General features: G+C 60.0%; 14 protein-coding genes. 4 read left to right on the forward strand and 10 right to left on the reverse strand.

The genetic code is table 11. The features are described 5' to 3' along the window. Window positions 1-44 precede the first annotated feature (44 nt). The 5 genes from HNR59_RS11395 to pcsA all read right to left on the reverse strand — a co-directional run bounded on the left by HNR59_RS11395 (window position 45) and on the right by pcsA (window position 5647). Window positions 45-1019: an ABC transporter permease gene (locus tag HNR59_RS11395; RefSeq protein ID WP_183830032.1), complete on the reverse strand. Its 975-nt coding sequence runs from the start codon at window positions 1017-1019 to the stop codon at window positions 45-47. Next, window positions 1019-2128 (reverse strand): ABC transporter permease, encoded by a 1110-nt coding sequence (locus HNR59_RS11400; protein WP_183830035.1) that lies wholly within the window; start codon window positions 2126-2128, stop codon window positions 1019-1021. Before HNR59_RS11400 ends, HNR59_RS11395 begins: the two co-directional genes overlap by 1 nt. Continuing rightward, entirely contained in the window at window positions 2125-3717 is a 1593-nt protein-coding gene (locus tag HNR59_RS11405) for an ABC transporter ATP-binding protein (RefSeq protein ID WP_183830038.1), read from the reverse strand. Before HNR59_RS11405 ends, HNR59_RS11400 begins: the two co-directional genes overlap by 4 nt. A 118-nt stretch (window positions 3718-3835) precedes the next feature. Continuing rightward, window positions 3836-4813, reverse strand: coding sequence for a quinone oxidoreductase family protein (locus HNR59_RS11410; RefSeq protein ID WP_183830041.1), 978 nt, complete (start codon window positions 4811-4813; stop codon window positions 3836-3838). Window positions 4814-4819: 6 nt separating this feature from the next. Beyond that, a complete protein-coding gene (gene pcsA, locus HNR59_RS11415; RefSeq protein WP_183831548.1) occupies window positions 4820-5647 on the reverse strand; it encodes a phosphatidylcholine synthase in 828 nt (275 codons plus the stop codon). A 194-nt stretch (window positions 5648-5841) separates the two neighbouring features. Between pcsA and HNR59_RS11420 the strand changes: the two genes are divergently transcribed. After that, the gene (locus HNR59_RS11420; RefSeq protein WP_183830046.1) at window positions 5842-7071 is read left to right on the forward strand and encodes a UbiH/UbiF family hydroxylase; all 1230 of its coding nucleotides are present in this window, start codon (window positions 5842-5844) and stop codon (window positions 7069-7071) included. Here the strand turns inward: HNR59_RS11420 and HNR59_RS11425 are convergent. Next, window positions 7048-8007, reverse strand: coding sequence for an AEC family transporter (locus tag HNR59_RS11425; RefSeq protein ID WP_183830050.1), 960 nt, complete (start codon window positions 8005-8007; stop codon window positions 7048-7050). The genes HNR59_RS11420 and HNR59_RS11425 overlap by 24 nt on opposite strands. A 214-nt stretch (window positions 8008-8221) precedes the next feature. Here HNR59_RS11425 and hspQ point away from each other — a divergent pair, with 214 nt between their 5' ends. Further along, complete coding sequence (gene hspQ / locus HNR59_RS11430) at window positions 8222-8545, forward strand: heat shock protein HspQ (RefSeq protein ID WP_183831550.1); 324 nt, start codon at window positions 8222-8224, stop codon at window positions 8543-8545. Between the two features lie 141 nt (window positions 8546-8686). Here hspQ and aspS read toward each other — a convergent pair whose 3' ends face one another. Beyond that, window positions 8687-10477: an aspartate--tRNA ligase gene (gene aspS / locus HNR59_RS11435; RefSeq protein ID WP_183830053.1), complete on the reverse strand. Its 1791-nt coding sequence runs from the start codon at window positions 10475-10477 to the stop codon at window positions 8687-8689. Window positions 10478-10694: 217 nt separating this feature from the next. Between aspS and rnd the strand changes: the two genes are divergently transcribed. Beyond that, window positions 10695-11846, forward strand: a complete 1152-nt coding sequence (rnd, locus tag HNR59_RS11440; protein WP_183830056.1) for a ribonuclease D — start codon at window positions 10695-10697, stop codon at window positions 11844-11846. Window positions 11847-11887: 41 nt separating this feature from the next. On the opposite strand, the gene HNR59_RS11445 is transcribed toward rnd, so the two are convergent. Further along, window positions 11888-12310: an MAPEG family protein gene (locus tag HNR59_RS11445; RefSeq protein WP_183830059.1), complete on the reverse strand. Its 423-nt coding sequence runs from the start codon at window positions 12308-12310 to the stop codon at window positions 11888-11890. A gap of 409 nt (window positions 12311-12719) precedes the next feature. On the opposite strand from HNR59_RS11445, the gene HNR59_RS11450 reads away from it, so the two are divergent. Further along, window positions 12720-14252 (forward strand): alkaline phosphatase D family protein, encoded by a 1533-nt coding sequence (locus tag HNR59_RS11450; RefSeq protein ID WP_183830062.1) that lies wholly within the window; start codon window positions 12720-12722, stop codon window positions 14250-14252. Between the two features lie 30 nt (window positions 14253-14282). Here the strand turns inward: HNR59_RS11450 and HNR59_RS11455 are convergent, their stop codons facing one another. Together HNR59_RS11455 and HNR59_RS11460 are read right to left on the reverse strand one after the other, a co-directional pair. Beyond that, the gene (locus tag HNR59_RS11455; protein WP_183830065.1) at window positions 14283-14972 is read right to left on the reverse strand and encodes a D-lyxose/D-mannose family sugar isomerase; all 690 of its coding nucleotides are present in this window, start codon (window positions 14970-14972) and stop codon (window positions 14283-14285) included. Between the two features lie 40 nt (window positions 14973-15012). Beyond that, window positions 15013-15765, reverse strand: coding sequence for a heme ABC transporter permease (locus HNR59_RS11460; protein ID WP_183830068.1), 753 nt, complete (start codon window positions 15763-15765; stop codon window positions 15013-15015). Between the last annotated feature and the right edge of the window lie 61 nt (window positions 15766-15826).

Consider the following 15826-nt stretch of genomic DNA (forward strand, 5'->3'; position numbering starts at 1 on the left):
GAGTGTTCTCCATCTTAGGTTTAACATCTAACGCGCTGAATTTCTTAGCGTTCAGGCACGAAGGGCTGGGCCAGGGAAGCTGGCGTGTTCATCATGGTCAGGCGCTTGTTACGCGAAATCACCACCAGAACCAATATCGTCGCGAGATAGGGCAAGGACGACAGGAACTGGGATGGCAAGGACTTCAGCAGGGCCAGCGGCTGGTAGATCAGCCACGACGAATTGCTGAATGCCGACAGGTCGATGGCCTGCACATGCAGCTGTCCTATCCAGATCGCGCCGAAGATGTAGGCGCCGGCCAGAACCCGCCATGGCCGCCACGAGGCGAACACCACCAGCGCCAGCGCGATCCAGCCGCGCCCGGCGCTCATGTTCTCCACCCATTGCGGCGTGTAGACGAGCGACAGATGCGCGCCTGCAAGCCCTGCACAGGCGCCACCGAACATCACCGCCAGATAGCGGTAGCGGATGACGTGGATACCGAGGGCATGGGCGGAGCCGTGGCTGTCGCCGATGGCACGCATGGTAAGCCCCGTACGGCTGCGGAACAGGAACCAGGCGACGGCAATGACCAGCACGATCGACAGGTAGAAGATTGGATCCTGCCCGAAAAGCAGCTTTCCGACCACAGGCAGCGAGGTCAGGCCGGGAATGTCAAGATTCTGCAGACGAACGCCCGGCTGCCCGACAAAACTGGTTCCGATCATGCCTGATAGGCCGAGCCCCAGAATGGTGAGGGAAAGCCCTGTCGCCACCTGATTGGTTGCGAGCGTGAGCGTCATGAAAGCGAAGAGCAGGGAAAACAGAACACCGATGATGATGGCCGCGAGTACGCCGATCCACGGAGATCCTGTCAGATACCCGGCCCCGAAACCGCCAACCGCGCCCATGATCATCATGCCCTCGACGCCGAGGTTCAGCACACCGGCGCGCTCGGCAACCAGTTCGCCGATTGCGGCGATGAGCAGCGGCGTGGCAGCAGTGGCAATGGTGAGAAGGATGCTGATCCAGATATCCATCAGTTTGCCCCTTCCTGTGCTGCAATCGTGTCGGCTGCCGGATTTGTCCTGCCGACAAAGCGAATGCGGTAATGAATCAGCGTGTCGCAGCCCAGCACGAAAAATAGCAGCATGCCCTGGAAGACACGCGCCAGCTTGTCCGACACGCCAAGCGAGGATTGTGCCGCCTCGCCGCCGAGATAGGTCAGCCCCAGCACGAGACCGGCCGCGATAATGCCGAGCGGATTGAGCCTGCCCAGAAACGCGACGATGATGGCGGCAAAGCCGTAACCGGGTGAAATCGTCGGCTGAAGCCTGCCGATAGCGCCGGAAACCTCCGAAATGCCGGCCAATCCGGCCAGCGCACCGGAAAGCATGAAGGCGAAGAACACCATGCGGTTCATGCTGAAGCCGGCGAACCGCCCTGCCCGCGGGCTGGATCCCATCACCCGCACTTCAAACCCCTTGAGCATGCGGCTCATCATCAGCCAGATGAGCACAGCCGCAACGATCGAGAAGATGAAGCCCAGATTGGCCCGGCCGGAATCCAGCAGTTCGGGCAGGCGCGCGGCCCGGCTGAACTGAACCGTCTGCGGGAAATTATAGCCCATGGGATCACGCCACGGGCCTCGCACAACCCAGTCGAGAAACAGTTGCGAGACATAGACCAGCATCAGGCTGGTGAGGATTTCGTTGGTGTTGAAGCGTGCCTTGAGAAAAGCAGGAATGCTCGCGAATGCCGCTCCGCCGATCATGCCCATCAGGAGCATCAGCGGGAGAAGGTATGCGCCCTGCAGATCAGGATAAAGAACGGGCAAAAGCGAGCCGGCAATGGCACCGACCGTGAACTGGCCTTCCGCCCCGATGTTCCAGATGTTGGCGCGGAAGCAGACGGACAAGCCCACCGCAATCAGGATAAGGGGTGCGGCCTTGATCGCCAGCTCGTGCAACTGCCAGATTTCAGTAAGTGGTGAGATGAAATAGGCGTAGAGCGCCCTGGCGGGGTTAACCCCCAGAACCGCGAACATGATCGCGCCCGTAATCACGGTCAGCGCGAAGGCGATGAAGGGAGAGAGCATCGAAAACAGCGCCGAGCGCTGCGGACGTTTGACGAGCTCGATGCGCATCATGCCACCTCCGCCGTTTCGGTTGCATGGGCTGTGGCGGCATGCCCGGGCTCGGCGCCGCCCATCAGCAGGCCGATCTTCTCGTAGGTCGCTTCGGCTATGGGCAGTGCGGGCGACAACTCGCCATTGTGCATCACGGCAATGGCGTCCGACATTTCAAAAAGCTCATCCAGATCCTGACTTATCACCAGCACGGCGGAGCCATTACGGGCGAGGCTGATGAGCGCCTGCCGGATATGAGCCGCAGCCCCGGCATCGACGCCCCATGTCGGCTGGTTGACGATCATCACCGAGGGATTGCGGTCGAGTTCGCGCCCGACGATGAATTTTTGCAGATTGCCGCCGGACAGGGACGCTGCTTCCGGATCAGGCGCGCTCTTGCGAACGTCCATGATCCCGATGATACGCTGTGCGGTGTCGTAGATCGCCTTGCTTTCGATCAGGCCGCCTTTGCCGACGAATTTTTTGCCGTCCGTGGCGTGCCGGGAAAGGAGAAGATTTTCCGACAGCGTCATGCGCGGTGCAGCACCATGGCCGAGGCGTTCCTCGGGAACGAAGGCAGCGCCCAGCAGGCGCCGGCCCGTTATGTCGAGCCCGCCGACATCGACGCCGCCAATGCGCACCGACCCCCGGTCCTGTTGAAGCACCTCACCGGACACGGCCTCGAAAAACTCGCCTTGTCCGTTACCGGCAACGCCGGCGATGCCGACAACCTCCCCTGCCCGCACGGAAAGATTTATGTTTTTCAAGGCAATTGCAAACGGTGTTGCCGGCTTTCGGTTGAGATTGACGATCTCCAGCAGCGGCCTGGCCTTGTCGATTCCCGCAGCCGGCGTGCGCTCGACAGCGCGAACCTCGGTGCCCACCATCATCCGCGCAAGCGATGAAGCGGTTTCCTCGCGCGGATTGCAGTGTCCCACCACCTTGCCATGACGCAGCACGGTGGCGCGGTCGCAAATACGCTTCACCTCCTCGAGGCGGTGCGAAATATAGAGGATCGACTTGCCTTCGGCCCGCAGCCGCTCCAGCGTTTCAAACAGCTTGTCGGCCTCCTGCGGTGTCAGCACCGACGTCGGCTCATCAAGAATGATGAGTTCAGGCGTCTGCAACAGGCAGCGGATGATTTCGATCCGCTGGCGTTCTCCAACCGACAGATCGCCCACCAGCGCATCAGGATCGAGCGGCAGACCATAGCTGTAGGACAAGGCGCGGGCCTTGGCGGCAATAGTGCTGATCGGCGCGCCGTCATTGAGCGAGAGAGCGATGTTTTCGGCTGCGGTCAGCGCCTCGAACAGCGAAAAGTGCTGGAACACCATGCCGATGCCGAGTTTCTTGGCAACGCCCGGACTGGTGATGCGCACCGGCTGGCCGTTCCACAGGATCTCGCCGGAATGTGGCTCAAGGGAGCCGAACAGCATTTTGACCAGAGTGGACTTGCCGGCGCCATTTTCTCCCAGAAGCGCATGTATTTCGCCTTTGGCAATGCCAAGGTCGATGGTGTCGCAAGCTTTCAGGGAGCCGAATATCTTGGTCAGGCCACGGACCTCGAGCAGGTCCGCAGCGCCTTGATGTAAACTCACAGTGCCTCCCATCTGTTTAACAGATATGTTCTGTGTTCCCGATGGCATCGTAGGCACTGGCGCGTTTCTGCGCAAACCGATGCTTACTTTGAAAGAGCTTCAATAATTTCGATGGCAGTCGCCGCGACATTCAGGGGATGAGTACGGTTGTTCCCATGGTTTTGCGTCCCTCCAGATCGGAATGGGCGCGCGCGGCATCCTTGAGGGCATAGCGCTGATTGACCATGATTTTCACGGCCCCCGACAGCACCACGTCGAACAATGCCGCTGCCGATGCGTCAAGTTCCTCGCGCGTGACATTGTAGCTGAACAGCGTCGGGCGGGTCAGGTACAGCGATCCTTTCCGGGCGAGAATGCCGATGTCGAAAGGTGGGATCGGACCTGAAGACTGGCCGAACGAAACCAGCGTTCCGAGCCTCTTCAGGCAGTCCAGTGAGCCTGCAAATGTGTCCTTGCCAACCGAATCATAGACGACATCGCATTTCCTGCCGTCTGTGATGCGGGCCACTTCCTGCACGAAATCCTGGCGGCGATAGTCGATCACATGATGGAAACCGTGGGCTCGCGCGAGCTCGGCCTTTTCCGGCGAGCCGGCCGTTCCGATGACAGTGGCGCCAAGATGATGCGCCCACTGGCCGAAGATCAGCCCCACACCGCCGGCCGCTGCGTGATAGAGTACGGTGTCGCCGGGCTTCACCTTGAATGTACGCCGCACAAGATATTCCACCGTCATGCCCTTGAGCATCATGCCAGCAGCCTGCTCATCGCTGATCCCATCCGGAATGCGAACGACCCGATCGGCACCCACAACACGCTGCTCCGCATAGGCGCCCAGCTGCACGACATAGGCGACCCGGTCTCCCGGGGACAACCAGTCGACCCCCTCGCCCACTTCGAGAACCACGCCGGCAGCCTCGCCGCCTGGCGTGAATGGCAGGCCGTTCGGTGCGGGATAGAGGCCGGTGCGATGGTAGACATCGATGAAATTCACGCCGATCGCCGTGTGGCGCACCAGAATTTCACCCGGACCGGGGCGGCCGGGATCCGCGTCCTCGAAAACCAGCACTTCGGGACCGCCATGCTTATGGATACGAATTGCCTTGGACATGTCAGCTCACGCCTTCTTCGCGCCGAGATTTGGGAAAAGCTGCATGATGCCACCGATGCAGAACAGGTAAAGCCCGGTGACCGTGATGCCGCCCTTTGTAAACAGGCTGACGTTTTCAGCCAGTATGCCGATCTGATTGTAGAATTCGGCCAGCGCCGATTCCGCCAGCGCCAGAACCCCGAACGCGCACCAAAGCAAGGTGATGGCGAGATTGATCGGGCGCAGGCGCCTGACCCGCACCGGATGCAGGAAATTGATCGGCACGAAGGTGAGCAGTCCGCAGATCACGACCACAGCGAATGACACCCATTCTCCCGGACCGACCACGAACAGCGTGAACACCACCATGTTCCAGACCACCGGGAACCCCTTGAAGAAGTTCTCCTTGGTCTTCATGCCGGTATCGGCATAGTAGATCGCGCTCGACACGACGATGATGGCGGCGGCGATAAATGACAGCCCCTCACCCATCAGCCCGAACTGATACAGCGCGAATGCGGGGATCAGCACATAGGTGACATAGTCGATGATATTGTCGAGCAATTCGCCCGACCAGGTCGGCAGGATTTCCTTGACCTCCAGCTTGCGCGCGATCGGGCCGTCTATGCCGTCCACGAACAATGCCAGCCCCAGCCACCAGAACATCGCCGTCCAGCGCTCTTCGCTGGCCGCAACGAGAGAAACGAAAGCAAGGAAAGATCCGGACGCCGTCAGAAGATGCACGGAAAAGGCTCTTGCCTGTGGCCAGGTCACCTTCTTCCTCGGTCTGGGAATACGGTCCCTGATCTTCCTGCCGGTCGGTTTTTTATCCACGGCCACCAGTCCATCTTGCATGGCATCCATAATCCCTCTTGATCAACCACCTGTCCGCCGGGGTCAATGCGGGAGCGTCGATTAGACATAAGGCCACACAGGATTTCTTGACCGTAACAGGCGCAAAGGCGTTGTTTTTCTTGCTTCGGCTGAAAGGTCGCGTTGATGGGCCGATAGGGAAAGGCGTATAGCTCTGGCGACAAGGAGGCTCCGATATGCCAACGACCGCCATCCCTGCTGAAGCCGAAGCAAAGATCCTCGTTGCAGGAACCGGCCCTGCCGGTCTGATCGCCGCGCTTTCCTTTGCCGGAGCAGGCTTTGCGGTCACGCTGGTCGGTCCCGAGCCGAATATCGAGGACGGGCGCACCACGGCGTTGATGAATCCCGCCCTCGAAACGCTGGATCGGATCGGCGTTCTGACAGCACTGTCAGATCAGTCCGCACCGCTGAAGATCATGCGCATCGTGGATGCGACGGAGCGGCTGATCCGCAGCACGCCCGCAACTTTCCATGCCGGCGACATCGGTGAAGAGCGCTTCGGTCTCAACATACCGAACAAGGTGCTGGTGGCGACGCTGGCGCAGGCCGTGGCGGCAAACACGTCGATCGACTGGAAAAAGACGCTGGTGGAAAGCTGGAACCCCGGTTCCGACGAGGCAGTGGCGCGGCTTGCGGATGGCAGCGAAGTTTCAGGAAAGCTGGTCGTCGCTGCCGATGGGCGGATGTCGCCGGCCCGCCAGGCTGCCGGCATTTCGGTATCATCGCATCCATTTCCGCAGGCGGCGCTGGTTCTGAATTTTGGCCACACGCTCGATCACAACTTCACCTCCACCGAATTCCACACCCAGACCGGGCCGTTCACGCAGGTGCCGCTTCCCGGTGGCCGCAGATCGAGCCTTGTCTGCGTCGTGCGTCCCGAAACCGCCAGCGAACTGGCGGCACTGGACGACGATGCCCTGTCACTTCACATTGAGCGGCGCATGCAATCCATGCTGGGGCGAGTGGCGGTGGAGCCAAAGCGCCAGATCTATCCGCTGTCGACCTCCACGCCGAAGCGCTTTGCCCGGAACCGGGTGGCGCTGGTGGGCGAAGCTGCACATGTATTTCCGCCCATCGGCGCACAGGGGCTGAACCTCGGCATCAGGGATATCGTCGATCTCGTTGATGTCTCATCAAAAAACCGATCCGATCCCGGATCGGACAAGGCAATGATCACTTACGATCTCCGGCGCAGGCCCGACATCGTGGCCCGCACCAGCGCGGTCAATCTCCTCAACCGGTCGCTGCTGTCGAATATGCTTCCTGCCCAGATCGCCCGCAGCGCCACGCTTGAGCTGCTCGGGCGCTTTGCGCCGCTGCGTGCTTTCTTCATGCGTGAAGGGCTGCATCCCGGTAGCGGTTTTTCCGCACTGGGCAGCGCGTTACGGGAACAGATCCAGCGGTAAGATCCCGGCCCGGATCATGTAAAGCAGGCCGGTGACGGTCATGATCGAGGCGCAGGTCGTGACCAGTATCGTTGCCGACGTCCGCTCGACCCACACCCCATATTGCTGGGCGATGACGAAGACATTGGTGGCTGTGGGCAAAGCCGCCAGCAGAACGGCGGAAAATAGCCAGACCTCCGAAAAATCTCCCATCAGGCTCAGCATCACGTAGCAAAGCAGCGGATGCACGACGAGCTTGAGCAGGCTGATCGGCACGATTTCGACAGGTATGCGCCGCAGCGGCCGCAGGGCAAGCGTCACGCCCATGGCGAACAGGGCGCAGGGAGCGGCCGCGTTCGCGAGATAGCCGAGCAACCGGTCGAGCGGCAGTGGCGGGCTCCATTCGAAATAAGCCGCCAGAACGCCGAGTGCAGTCGCGATGATGAAGGGGTGCAGCACAATGCGGCTGACGATGCCTGCCGCAAGCTGCGGCCATGACCTGCGGTCGCCACCGCCAAGCGCCATCATCATCGGGGCAATGGTGAAATGCATGACGTTTTCGAAACAGAAGATGAGAGCGACGGGCACCGCGGCCTTCTCCCCGAAGGCGAGCACCGCCAGCCCGGGGCCCATATAGCCGATATTGCCGTAAGCAGCCGCCAGCCCCTTCACGGTGGATTCCGCGATATTGCCGGCTACCAGCAATGAGCCCGCAAACATCATCATGAAAATCAGAAAGGTGGAGAACACCGATCCAAAGATGAAGCTCCATTCCGTCAGCTCTTCAAACGGCGTTCTGGCCAGAAGCTGGAAGAACAGGGCCGGCAGCGTGACATAGATGATGAAGGTGTTCAGCCAGCCAAGCGCTTCGAGAGGCTGGCGCGTGATGCGTGCGACAGCGAACCCGATGAAGATCAGCCCGAAGAACGGAAGAACGAGGCCGGCAATTTCGGACATGATCGTTTCGCCTCTTAACCGGCCAGCAGCCTTGTGCCCGGAGCACAGCCAGCTTTCAGATTCGCCCCGTGAACTTCAACCTGCTGTGAGAGATTTCGGATTTCCTTTCAGCCCTGCGGCCCAATCCGCAAACAGGCTCACATGGCTGTGTAACCTGTTCAGCATTGAATTACCCGGTGTGATGAGCCAAATAAGAAGCATGGACAGACTGGCGATCAAAAAAGCAAAGTTTTCAATCGGACAGGTTGTGCGCCATCGGCTTTTTCCGTTTCGCGGGATCATTTTCGATGTCGACCCGGAGTTTGCCAATACCGATGAATGGTATGAGGCAATTCCTGTTGGCGTTCGCCCCAGCAAGGACCAGCCTTTCTACCATCTTCTGGCTGAAAACTCCGAAACAGACTACATCGCCTATGTTTCCGAGCAAAATCTGGTTGAAGATGTTTCAGATGAGCCTGTGCGTCATCCGCAGATCAGAGAATTGTTCCTGAAAACGCCGGATGGACATTACGAGCCCAGATATCAGGTTCGTCACTAGAGCAATTCCTGCAAAAGTGCGCAGCCGTCTTGCGCTCGCAATTGCTTAAAAAATAGAGCGTTTCCGCCTTTGCCAGACACCGCTCAAAGAAAAGCCCCGCACGCTTCATAAGCGGCGGGGCTTTTTCTGTTGCCTGATCGCTCAGGCTTCCTTTTTCTGCGGCATGACGCGCAGTTCCAGTTCGCGCAGCTGCTGCGGCGTAGCCGGCGCTGGCGCCCCCATGAGCAGATCAAAGGCCTGTTGGTTCATCGGGAACATGGTGACCTCGCGCAGGTTCTTCGCACCGACGAGCAGCATGACCACACGGTCGATGCCGGCCGCCATGCCGCCATGCGGCGGTGCGCCATACTGGAACGCGCGATAAAGACCGCCAAAGCGCTCTTCCACGGTCTGCCGGTCCAGCCCCGCGATCTCGAAGGCCTTGACCATGGTTTCGGGAAGATGGTTGCGGATGCCGCCGGAGGCGATCTCGAAGCCGTTGCAGACCATGTCGTACTGGTAGGCTTTGAGGCTCAGCGGGTCCTGACCGCTCAGCGCCTCGATGCCACCCTGCGGCATCGAGAACGGGTTGTGAGCGAAATCCACCTTCTTCTCCTCTTCGTTCCACTCGTAGAACGGGAAGTCGACAATCCAGCACAGTTCGAAACGATCGCGGTCCACGAGGTTCAGTTCCTCACCCGCGCGTGTGCGCGCAGCTCCGGCAAAGGCAACGAACTTCTTCGGATCGCCCGCAACGAAGAAAGCGGCATCGCCATCCTCAAGACCAAGCTGCTGGCGCACGGCCTCGGTGCGCTCATCGCCGATGTTCTTGGCGATAGGTCCGGCGCCTTCGAGCCTGTCGCCTTCCTTGCGCCAGAAGATGTAGCCGAGACCCGGCTGTCCCTCGCCCTGCGCCCAAGAATTCATGCGATCGCAGAATGCGCGCGAGCCGCCGGTCTTCGCCGGAATGGCCCACACTTCGGCCTTGGGATCGTTGGCGAGGATGTTGGCGAAAACCTTGAAGCCGGAACCGCTGAAATGCTCGGACACGTCCTGCATCTCGATAGGATTGCGCAGGTCCGGCTTGTCGGATCCGTATTTCCGCATGGCTTCGTCGTAAGGAATGCGGCGGAACTCCTGCGTCACCGGCTTGCCGTCGGCAAACGCCTCGAACACGCCGCGCATCACCGGCTCCATGGTGGCCAGCACATCGTTCTGCTCGACAAAGCTCATTTCGAGGTCGAGCTGATAGAATTCGCCCGGCAGGCGGTCGGCGCGCGGATCCTCATCGCGGAAGCAGGGCGCGATCTGGAAATAGCGATCGAAGCCCGACACCATGATGAGCTGCTTGTACTGCTGCGGAGCCTGCGGCAGCGCGTAGAACGTGCCCGGATGGATGCGCGAGGGAACCAGGAAGTCGCGTGCGCCCTCGGGCGACGATGCGGTCAGGATCGGGGTGGAATATTCAGTGAACCCCACCTCGCCCATGCGTTTGCGCATCTCGGCGATGATCTTCGTGCGCATGACAATGTTTCTGTGCAGCGTTTCGCGGCGCAGATCGAGGAAGCGATACTTCAGGCGGATATCTTCCGGATAGTCCGGTTCGCCGAAAACCGGCAGCGGCAGTTCCTTCGCTGCGGAAAGCACCTCTATCTCGGTGGCGAAAACCTCGATCTCACCGGTTTCGAGATTGGGGTTCACGGCATCGGCCGCGCGCGCCTTGACCTCGCCGTCGACGCGAATGACCCATTCGCCACGCACGGTTTCAGCCGTCTTGAAAGCCGGCGAATCCGGATCCGCCACGATCTGCGTCAGCCCGTAGTGGTCGCGCAGGTCGATGAACAGCAGGCCGCCATGATCGCGAACGCGATGCACCCAGCCCGAAATACGGATATTGGAGCCGACATCGGCCTTTCTCAACTGCGCGCAGGTGTGGCTGCGATAACGATGCATTGCCTGATTTTCCGCCTAACAATGGTTCAATGGGGCCGAAGCACTTGCCCGACCGCAAAATTGGCGCGAAAAGCGCATGGGCAGGCCCTTTTGTCAAGGCAAGAGGGCCGTAAGCCGCCTTTCGGGGCCCGTCTTGCCACCCGTTTCACATCCGATGGCTTGACGCGCCCGTCTGCGGCTGGAATTGAGAAACGAGTTTGATCTGAAAAGCGATTTGATGAACCTTATTACCACGCAGAGCGAACTCGAGAGCGCCATTGAAAGACTCGAGCAATCGGACTTTGTCACCGTTGACACGGAGTTCATTCGGGAAACAACGTTTTGGCCTGTGTTGTGCCTGATCCAGATGGCGGTGCCGGGCTTTACCGCGCTTGTTGATCCGCTGGCGCCCGGCCTCGACCTCAAACCCTTCTTCAGGCTCATGGCCAATCAGAATGTGGTCAAGGTCTTCCACGCAGCGCGGCAGGATATCGAGATCATCGTTCATCAGGGCGATCTGGTTCCCTCCCCGATTTTCGACACGCAGGTGGCTGCGATGGTGTGCGGGTTCGGCGATGCCGTCTCCTACGACCAGCTCGTCCAGAAGATCACCGATGTCAGGCTCGACAAATCCTCTCGCTTTACCGACTGGCGCTATCGCCCGCTTTCGGAAAAGCAGCTGGAATATGCCCTCGCGGACGTGACCCACCTGATCGACGTCTACAAGCATCTGACGGCCCAGCTTGAGCGCGAGGACCGCGCACACTGGCTGAAGGAAGAGATGCAGGTTCTGACCTCGCGCGAGACCTATGATCCGCATCCGGATGATGCCTGGAAGCGCCTGAAGATGCGCGTGCGCAAGCCGCAGGAACTGGCGATCCTGAAATCGGTCGCCGCATGGCGCGAGCGCGAAGCGCGCGAACGCGACGTGCCGCGCGGCCGGATCATCAAGGATGACGCCATTTACGAGATCGCCCAGCAGGCCCCGCGCGACAGTGATGCGCTCGGTCGCTTGCGGACCATTCCCAAGGGCTGGGAGCGCTCATCGACCGCCGTGGCTTTGCTGGGAGCGGTGAATGCCGCCCTTGCCGTGCCGAAGGATGAATTGCCAAAACTGCCGAAACAGCAGCAGCAGCCGGAGGGCACCAATGCCGCGGCCGAATTGCTGAAAGTGCTTCTGAAGATCATCGCCGAACAGCAAGGCGTTGCCGCAAAGGTGCTGGCATCGAGCGATGACATCGACCAGATCGCCGCTCATGGTGAGAAAGCGCAGGTACCGGCGCTGCAGGGCTGGCGACGGGCGGTGTTCGGCGAAAAGGCGCTGCGTCTTGTGCGCGGCGAAATCGCCATCAAGTTCGAAAAGCGCAAGATCGTGCTGCTGGAAGTCTGAGCCGGATACTCCGGGTTCAGTGCATGGTGGTCTGGTCTGTCTCAGACAGCTCCGGCCAGATGCAAGGCAAACCACGCCCACAAAAGCACCAGAACCAGAAAGCCGCCGCCGAACAACATGCCGCGCCGCGACACGCGGTTGCTGGTGACATGTTCGAACGCGTGCGCATAGCGCAGCAGCACGAACAGCCACGCCAGTATCACGGCAATCCATGACACGCCCGCCGTTACATAAAGCGCCAGACAGACGGCATGGAACAGCACCGGAAGCTCGAACTGGTTCATGATGTTGTTCGACACTGCGGCGCTGACTTCCGGCTCGCCGCCGGAGCGCAGCTTCCACTGGCCGCGCGCCACTGAACCGTTCAGCATCGCCTGCCGGCGGCGCATGCCAAGCAACGCATACATGATCGCCACCAGCGCGAAATGCGCCACCATCGGCCACAGAATTGCGATCGGGTTCATGTCGTCAAATCCACGTTGCGGGCCGCGCCCGGCTGGTATGCCCAGTGTCAGGATAGTTCAGTTTGCCTTCCCCCATCTAATCACAGCTCACCGGATTGCAAAAGAAATCCTCATTCATCCTTCAGCGCGTTGTATTCCGCCGATTCTGATAAGACGGAATTTTAAAGTAAAACAAATATTGTTCATTTATATAATTATATTTTACTGAAAAAATTAATGAAAATCCGACGAAATTCCGAATGATAATCCGATTTATGATTTTCAAAATATGTTTTTCTGAAGTATTGAATTGGCGGCAGATCAAGAGACATTCTTGCATCGACGACACACCGTACAGCTCTGTCATGGGAGTGTTATCTCGCGGCGTTAGGTGCCGTTGCAGCGTAACTGCCAGCCGAAAGCGAGCCCCATGACCATTCTTCAACGACGCCAGTTTATTGCCGGTACGGCAGCGGCTCTCATGGCCCCTGCGGTCTTTGTGAACCGCACCGCCGCCCAAACGCCTGCGGCGTCCCTCTTTCCGTTTTCGGTGGCCAGCGGCGATCCGACCGCCAACAGCGTGGTGCTATGGACGAAGCTGGCCAGAGCCGCCGATGATCTCGAACTCCTCTCCAGACTGCCGATCGATGTGGAATGGATTGTGGCCCAGGATGAGCGCCTGTCGAAGGTCGTTTGCAGCGGCACAGGCAGCGCTTTGCCGGAATATGGTCACTCGGTCCATGTCGATGTTCAGGGTCTGCGCCCGGATCGCTGGTACTGGTATGCGTTTCGCATTGGCGGTGAGATGAGCCCCATCGGCCGGACGCGCACGTTGCCGGCTGCGGATGCGCTGGTGTCGCGGTTTCGGTTCAACGTCGTCTCCTGCCAGCACTGGGAAAACGGCTTCTTCGATGCCTATGACGGCATGGCCGACGACGATTCTTCGCTGGTGCTGCATCTGGGCGATTACATCTACGAAGTCGGTCGCGGTGGTGTGCGCACGCACGAGACCGACAAGCCGCTCAGAACACTCGACGACTATCGCCGTCGTCATGCGCTCTACAAGACCGATGCGGCTCTGCGGCGCGCGCACGAGCGATTGCCGTTCATGGTCACGCTCGACAACCACGATGCGCTGACAGAAGACTCCAGCGACGCCGGCGAACTGGCGCATCGCGCCGCCGCGTATCATGCCTGGTACGAGTTCCAGCCGGTGCGCCATGCGCCTGCCCTACACGCTCCGACCATGCCTGTCTTGCGGGGTCTCGATATTGGCGACCTGCTGCGGATCAGCATTCCGGATACCCGCCAGTTTCGTGATTCGGAAAGTGTGTGCGCTTCCGGATCTGACAAGGATTTCGCCTTCGGCGTGTTCCAGAAGCCGTGCGAGGCAGCCGAAGATCCGCAACGTTCCATGCTGGGCGTCGCGCAGGAAAACTGGCTGGATGCGCGCCTTTCGGGTTCGCAGGCAAAATGGAACGCCATCGCCTCAACCGTGATGATGAGCACCTTCGACATGGATCACGAAGGCGAGCTGTATCGCTATTTGCAGTCGTGGGACGGCTATCCGGCCGCCCGGCAACGCATTCTCGACCGTATTGAAGGTTCCAGGGTCTCAAATCCGGTTTCGATCGCAGGCGACATTCATTCAACGCTGATTTCGGAAGTCACCCGCCGCGCGGGCGAGGAGCCAGGCAGGTCGCTGATGACGGAATTCGTAGGCACCTCGATCAGCTCACTCTGGCCGGAACCTCTGGCCAGGCCCATGCATGATGCCCTGCCCGCCAACCCTCAGGTTCGCTACTATGAAAGCCAGAAGCGTGGCTACATGCATTTCGACGTAACGCCGGAAAGCCTGAACGTAGAGATGCGCGCAATCGACCGCACCGACCAGCCCGGCGGCACCGTCCATACCGACAGGACATTTGTTGTCGAGAATGGTCAGGTGGGCGCGAAGTCTTAAAGCGCGCGGCAATGAAGCTGGCGATGCGTGCTATCGCGTCAGCCAGCGCTCATAGTCCGAAACCAGAAGGTGAGCCGGCTCCACATCTTCCTCGATCTCGGAAAACCGGCCGATGGGGTCGCGGAAGATGTTGTCGGTGAGGTCGTCGTTGACGGTGGAGACCTCGCCGATCAGAACGTCGCCGCCCTCGCCCCAGAATGCGTGCCATACGCCCGGCAGCAAGGTCACGCTCTCACCGGGATCGAGCTTCAGAAGACCGCCGGCGGGAAGCCTGCGGATGGTTCCGTCTACGGGAACGGACACTTCGGCATGTGCATCTATCCCACCCTCTGTGTCGGGCATGAACAGCTCCAGCACGAGCTTGCCGCCGCCGCGGTTGATGATGTCCTCCGCCTTGATGACATGGCGGTGCATCGGCGAGAGCTGGTCCTTGCGCGAGATCATGATCTTTTCGGCATAGAGCATGCCGGCACCCTTGCTCATATCCTCGAAGCGGCCATTGCGGACCGTGAACAGGAAGAGCCCCAGCTCTTCGAATTTCCCCTGTCCGTAATCGGTGATGTCCCAGCCCAGCCGGGCATTGAAGACACCAGCAGATTCCGCCCCGCGCCGCTTCATTTCTTCGGGGGACCAATAGGCGAACGGCGGCAGGACATAACCGAAGGAGCGGATGAAGGCGTCGCCCTCACGGATGATCTCATTCACTCCAGAGCGCTTCATGGTCCCTCCCCGTCAGTGTTTTTTGCCAGCGTCCCGAAGGTCAGCGCTCTCCGCGAGCAGCCAGCCTGCGCATGGAAGCGATACGCCGTCGGCTGATCTCGGTGCGCATGGCCATCATGTGCAGTGTGAAGAAAAGCAGCGTGAAGCCGATCGCCATGATCAGAAGGGGCCTTAGCAGGCTTCCGTCAATGGTCGGCCCGTCGACACGGAACACGGAAGCCGGCTGATGCAGCGTGTTCCACCAGTCCACCGAGAACTTGATGATCGGAATGTTGACGAACCCGATCAATGTGATGATCGCCGCCGACCATGCCGCCTTGCCCGAATCTTCCAGCGCGCGCGTCAGCGCGATGATGCCGAGATACATCAGGAACAGCACGAATACGGAGGTCAGCCGCGCATCCCACACCCACCATGTGCCCCACATGGGCTTGCCCCAGATGGACCCGGTAATGAGCGCCAGAGCGGTGAAGCACGCGCCGATAGGCGCAGCCGACTTCAGGGAGACATCGGCGAGCGGGTGGCGCCATACCAGCGTGCCTATCGCTGAGGCTGCCATGAGCGCGTAGCACATCATGGAAAGCCAGGCGAACGGCACGTGAATGTACATGATGCGCACCGTCGTGCCCTGCTGGTAATCCTCGGGTGCGGCAAAGCTCATGTAGAGGCCGATCGCCAGAACAAGGCATGCTGCACCCGCCAGCCATGGAACAGCTCTGTTCGCAAAACTGACGAAACGCGTCGGATTGGCGAGGTCCATCCAGCTGGCAATGCGGGTGCGTGAAACTGTCATGACAAGCTACATAACCTTGCCCTGCGCCGCGGGCAACTGCGACGCAAAGGCCGGTGCTTCG

This window comes from Aquamicrobium lusatiense, assembly GCF_014201615.1.
In the GTDB taxonomy this organism is placed as follows: domain Bacteria; phylum Pseudomonadota; class Alphaproteobacteria; order Rhizobiales; family Rhizobiaceae; genus Mesorhizobium; species Mesorhizobium lusatiense.

Coding starts and splice junctions, on each gene's coding strand:
- HNR59_RS11395 (WP_183830032.1), bottom strand. CDS start 1,019: ATGGATATCTGGATCAGCATCCTTCTCACCATTGCCACTGCTGCCACG.
- HNR59_RS11400 (WP_183830035.1), bottom strand. CDS start 2,128: ATGATGCGCATCGAGCTCGTCAAACGTCCGCAGCGCTCGGCGCTGTTT.
- HNR59_RS11405 (WP_183830038.1), bottom strand. CDS start 3,717: ATGGGAGGCACTGTGAGTTTACATCAAGGCGCTGCGGACCTGCTCGAG.
- HNR59_RS11410 (WP_183830041.1), bottom strand. CDS start 4,813: ATGTCCAAGGCAATTCGTATCCATAAGCATGGCGGTCCCGAAGTGCTG.
- pcsA (WP_183831548.1), bottom strand. CDS start 5,647: ATGCAAGATGGACTGGTGGCCGTGGATAAAAAACCGACCGGCAGGAAG.
- HNR59_RS11420 (WP_183830046.1), top strand. CDS start 5,842: ATGCCAACGACCGCCATCCCTGCTGAAGCCGAAGCAAAGATCCTCGTT.
- HNR59_RS11425 (WP_183830050.1), bottom strand. CDS start 8,007: ATGTCCGAAATTGCCGGCCTCGTTCTTCCGTTCTTCGGGCTGATCTTC.
- aspS (WP_183830053.1), bottom strand. CDS start 10,477: ATGCATCGTTATCGCAGCCACACCTGCGCGCAGTTGAGAAAGGCCGAT.
- rnd (WP_183830056.1), top strand. CDS start 10,695: ATGAACCTTATTACCACGCAGAGCGAACTCGAGAGCGCCATTGAAAGA.
- HNR59_RS11445 (WP_183830059.1), bottom strand. CDS start 12,310: ATGAACCCGATCGCAATTCTGTGGCCGATGGTGGCGCATTTCGCGCTG.
- HNR59_RS11450 (WP_183830062.1), top strand. CDS start 12,720: ATGACCATTCTTCAACGACGCCAGTTTATTGCCGGTACGGCAGCGGCT.
- HNR59_RS11455 (WP_183830065.1), bottom strand. CDS start 14,972: ATGAAGCGCTCTGGAGTGAATGAGATCATCCGTGAGGGCGACGCCTTC.
- HNR59_RS11460 (WP_183830068.1), bottom strand. CDS start 15,765: ATGACAGTTTCACGCACCCGCATTGCCAGCTGGATGGACCTCGCCAAT.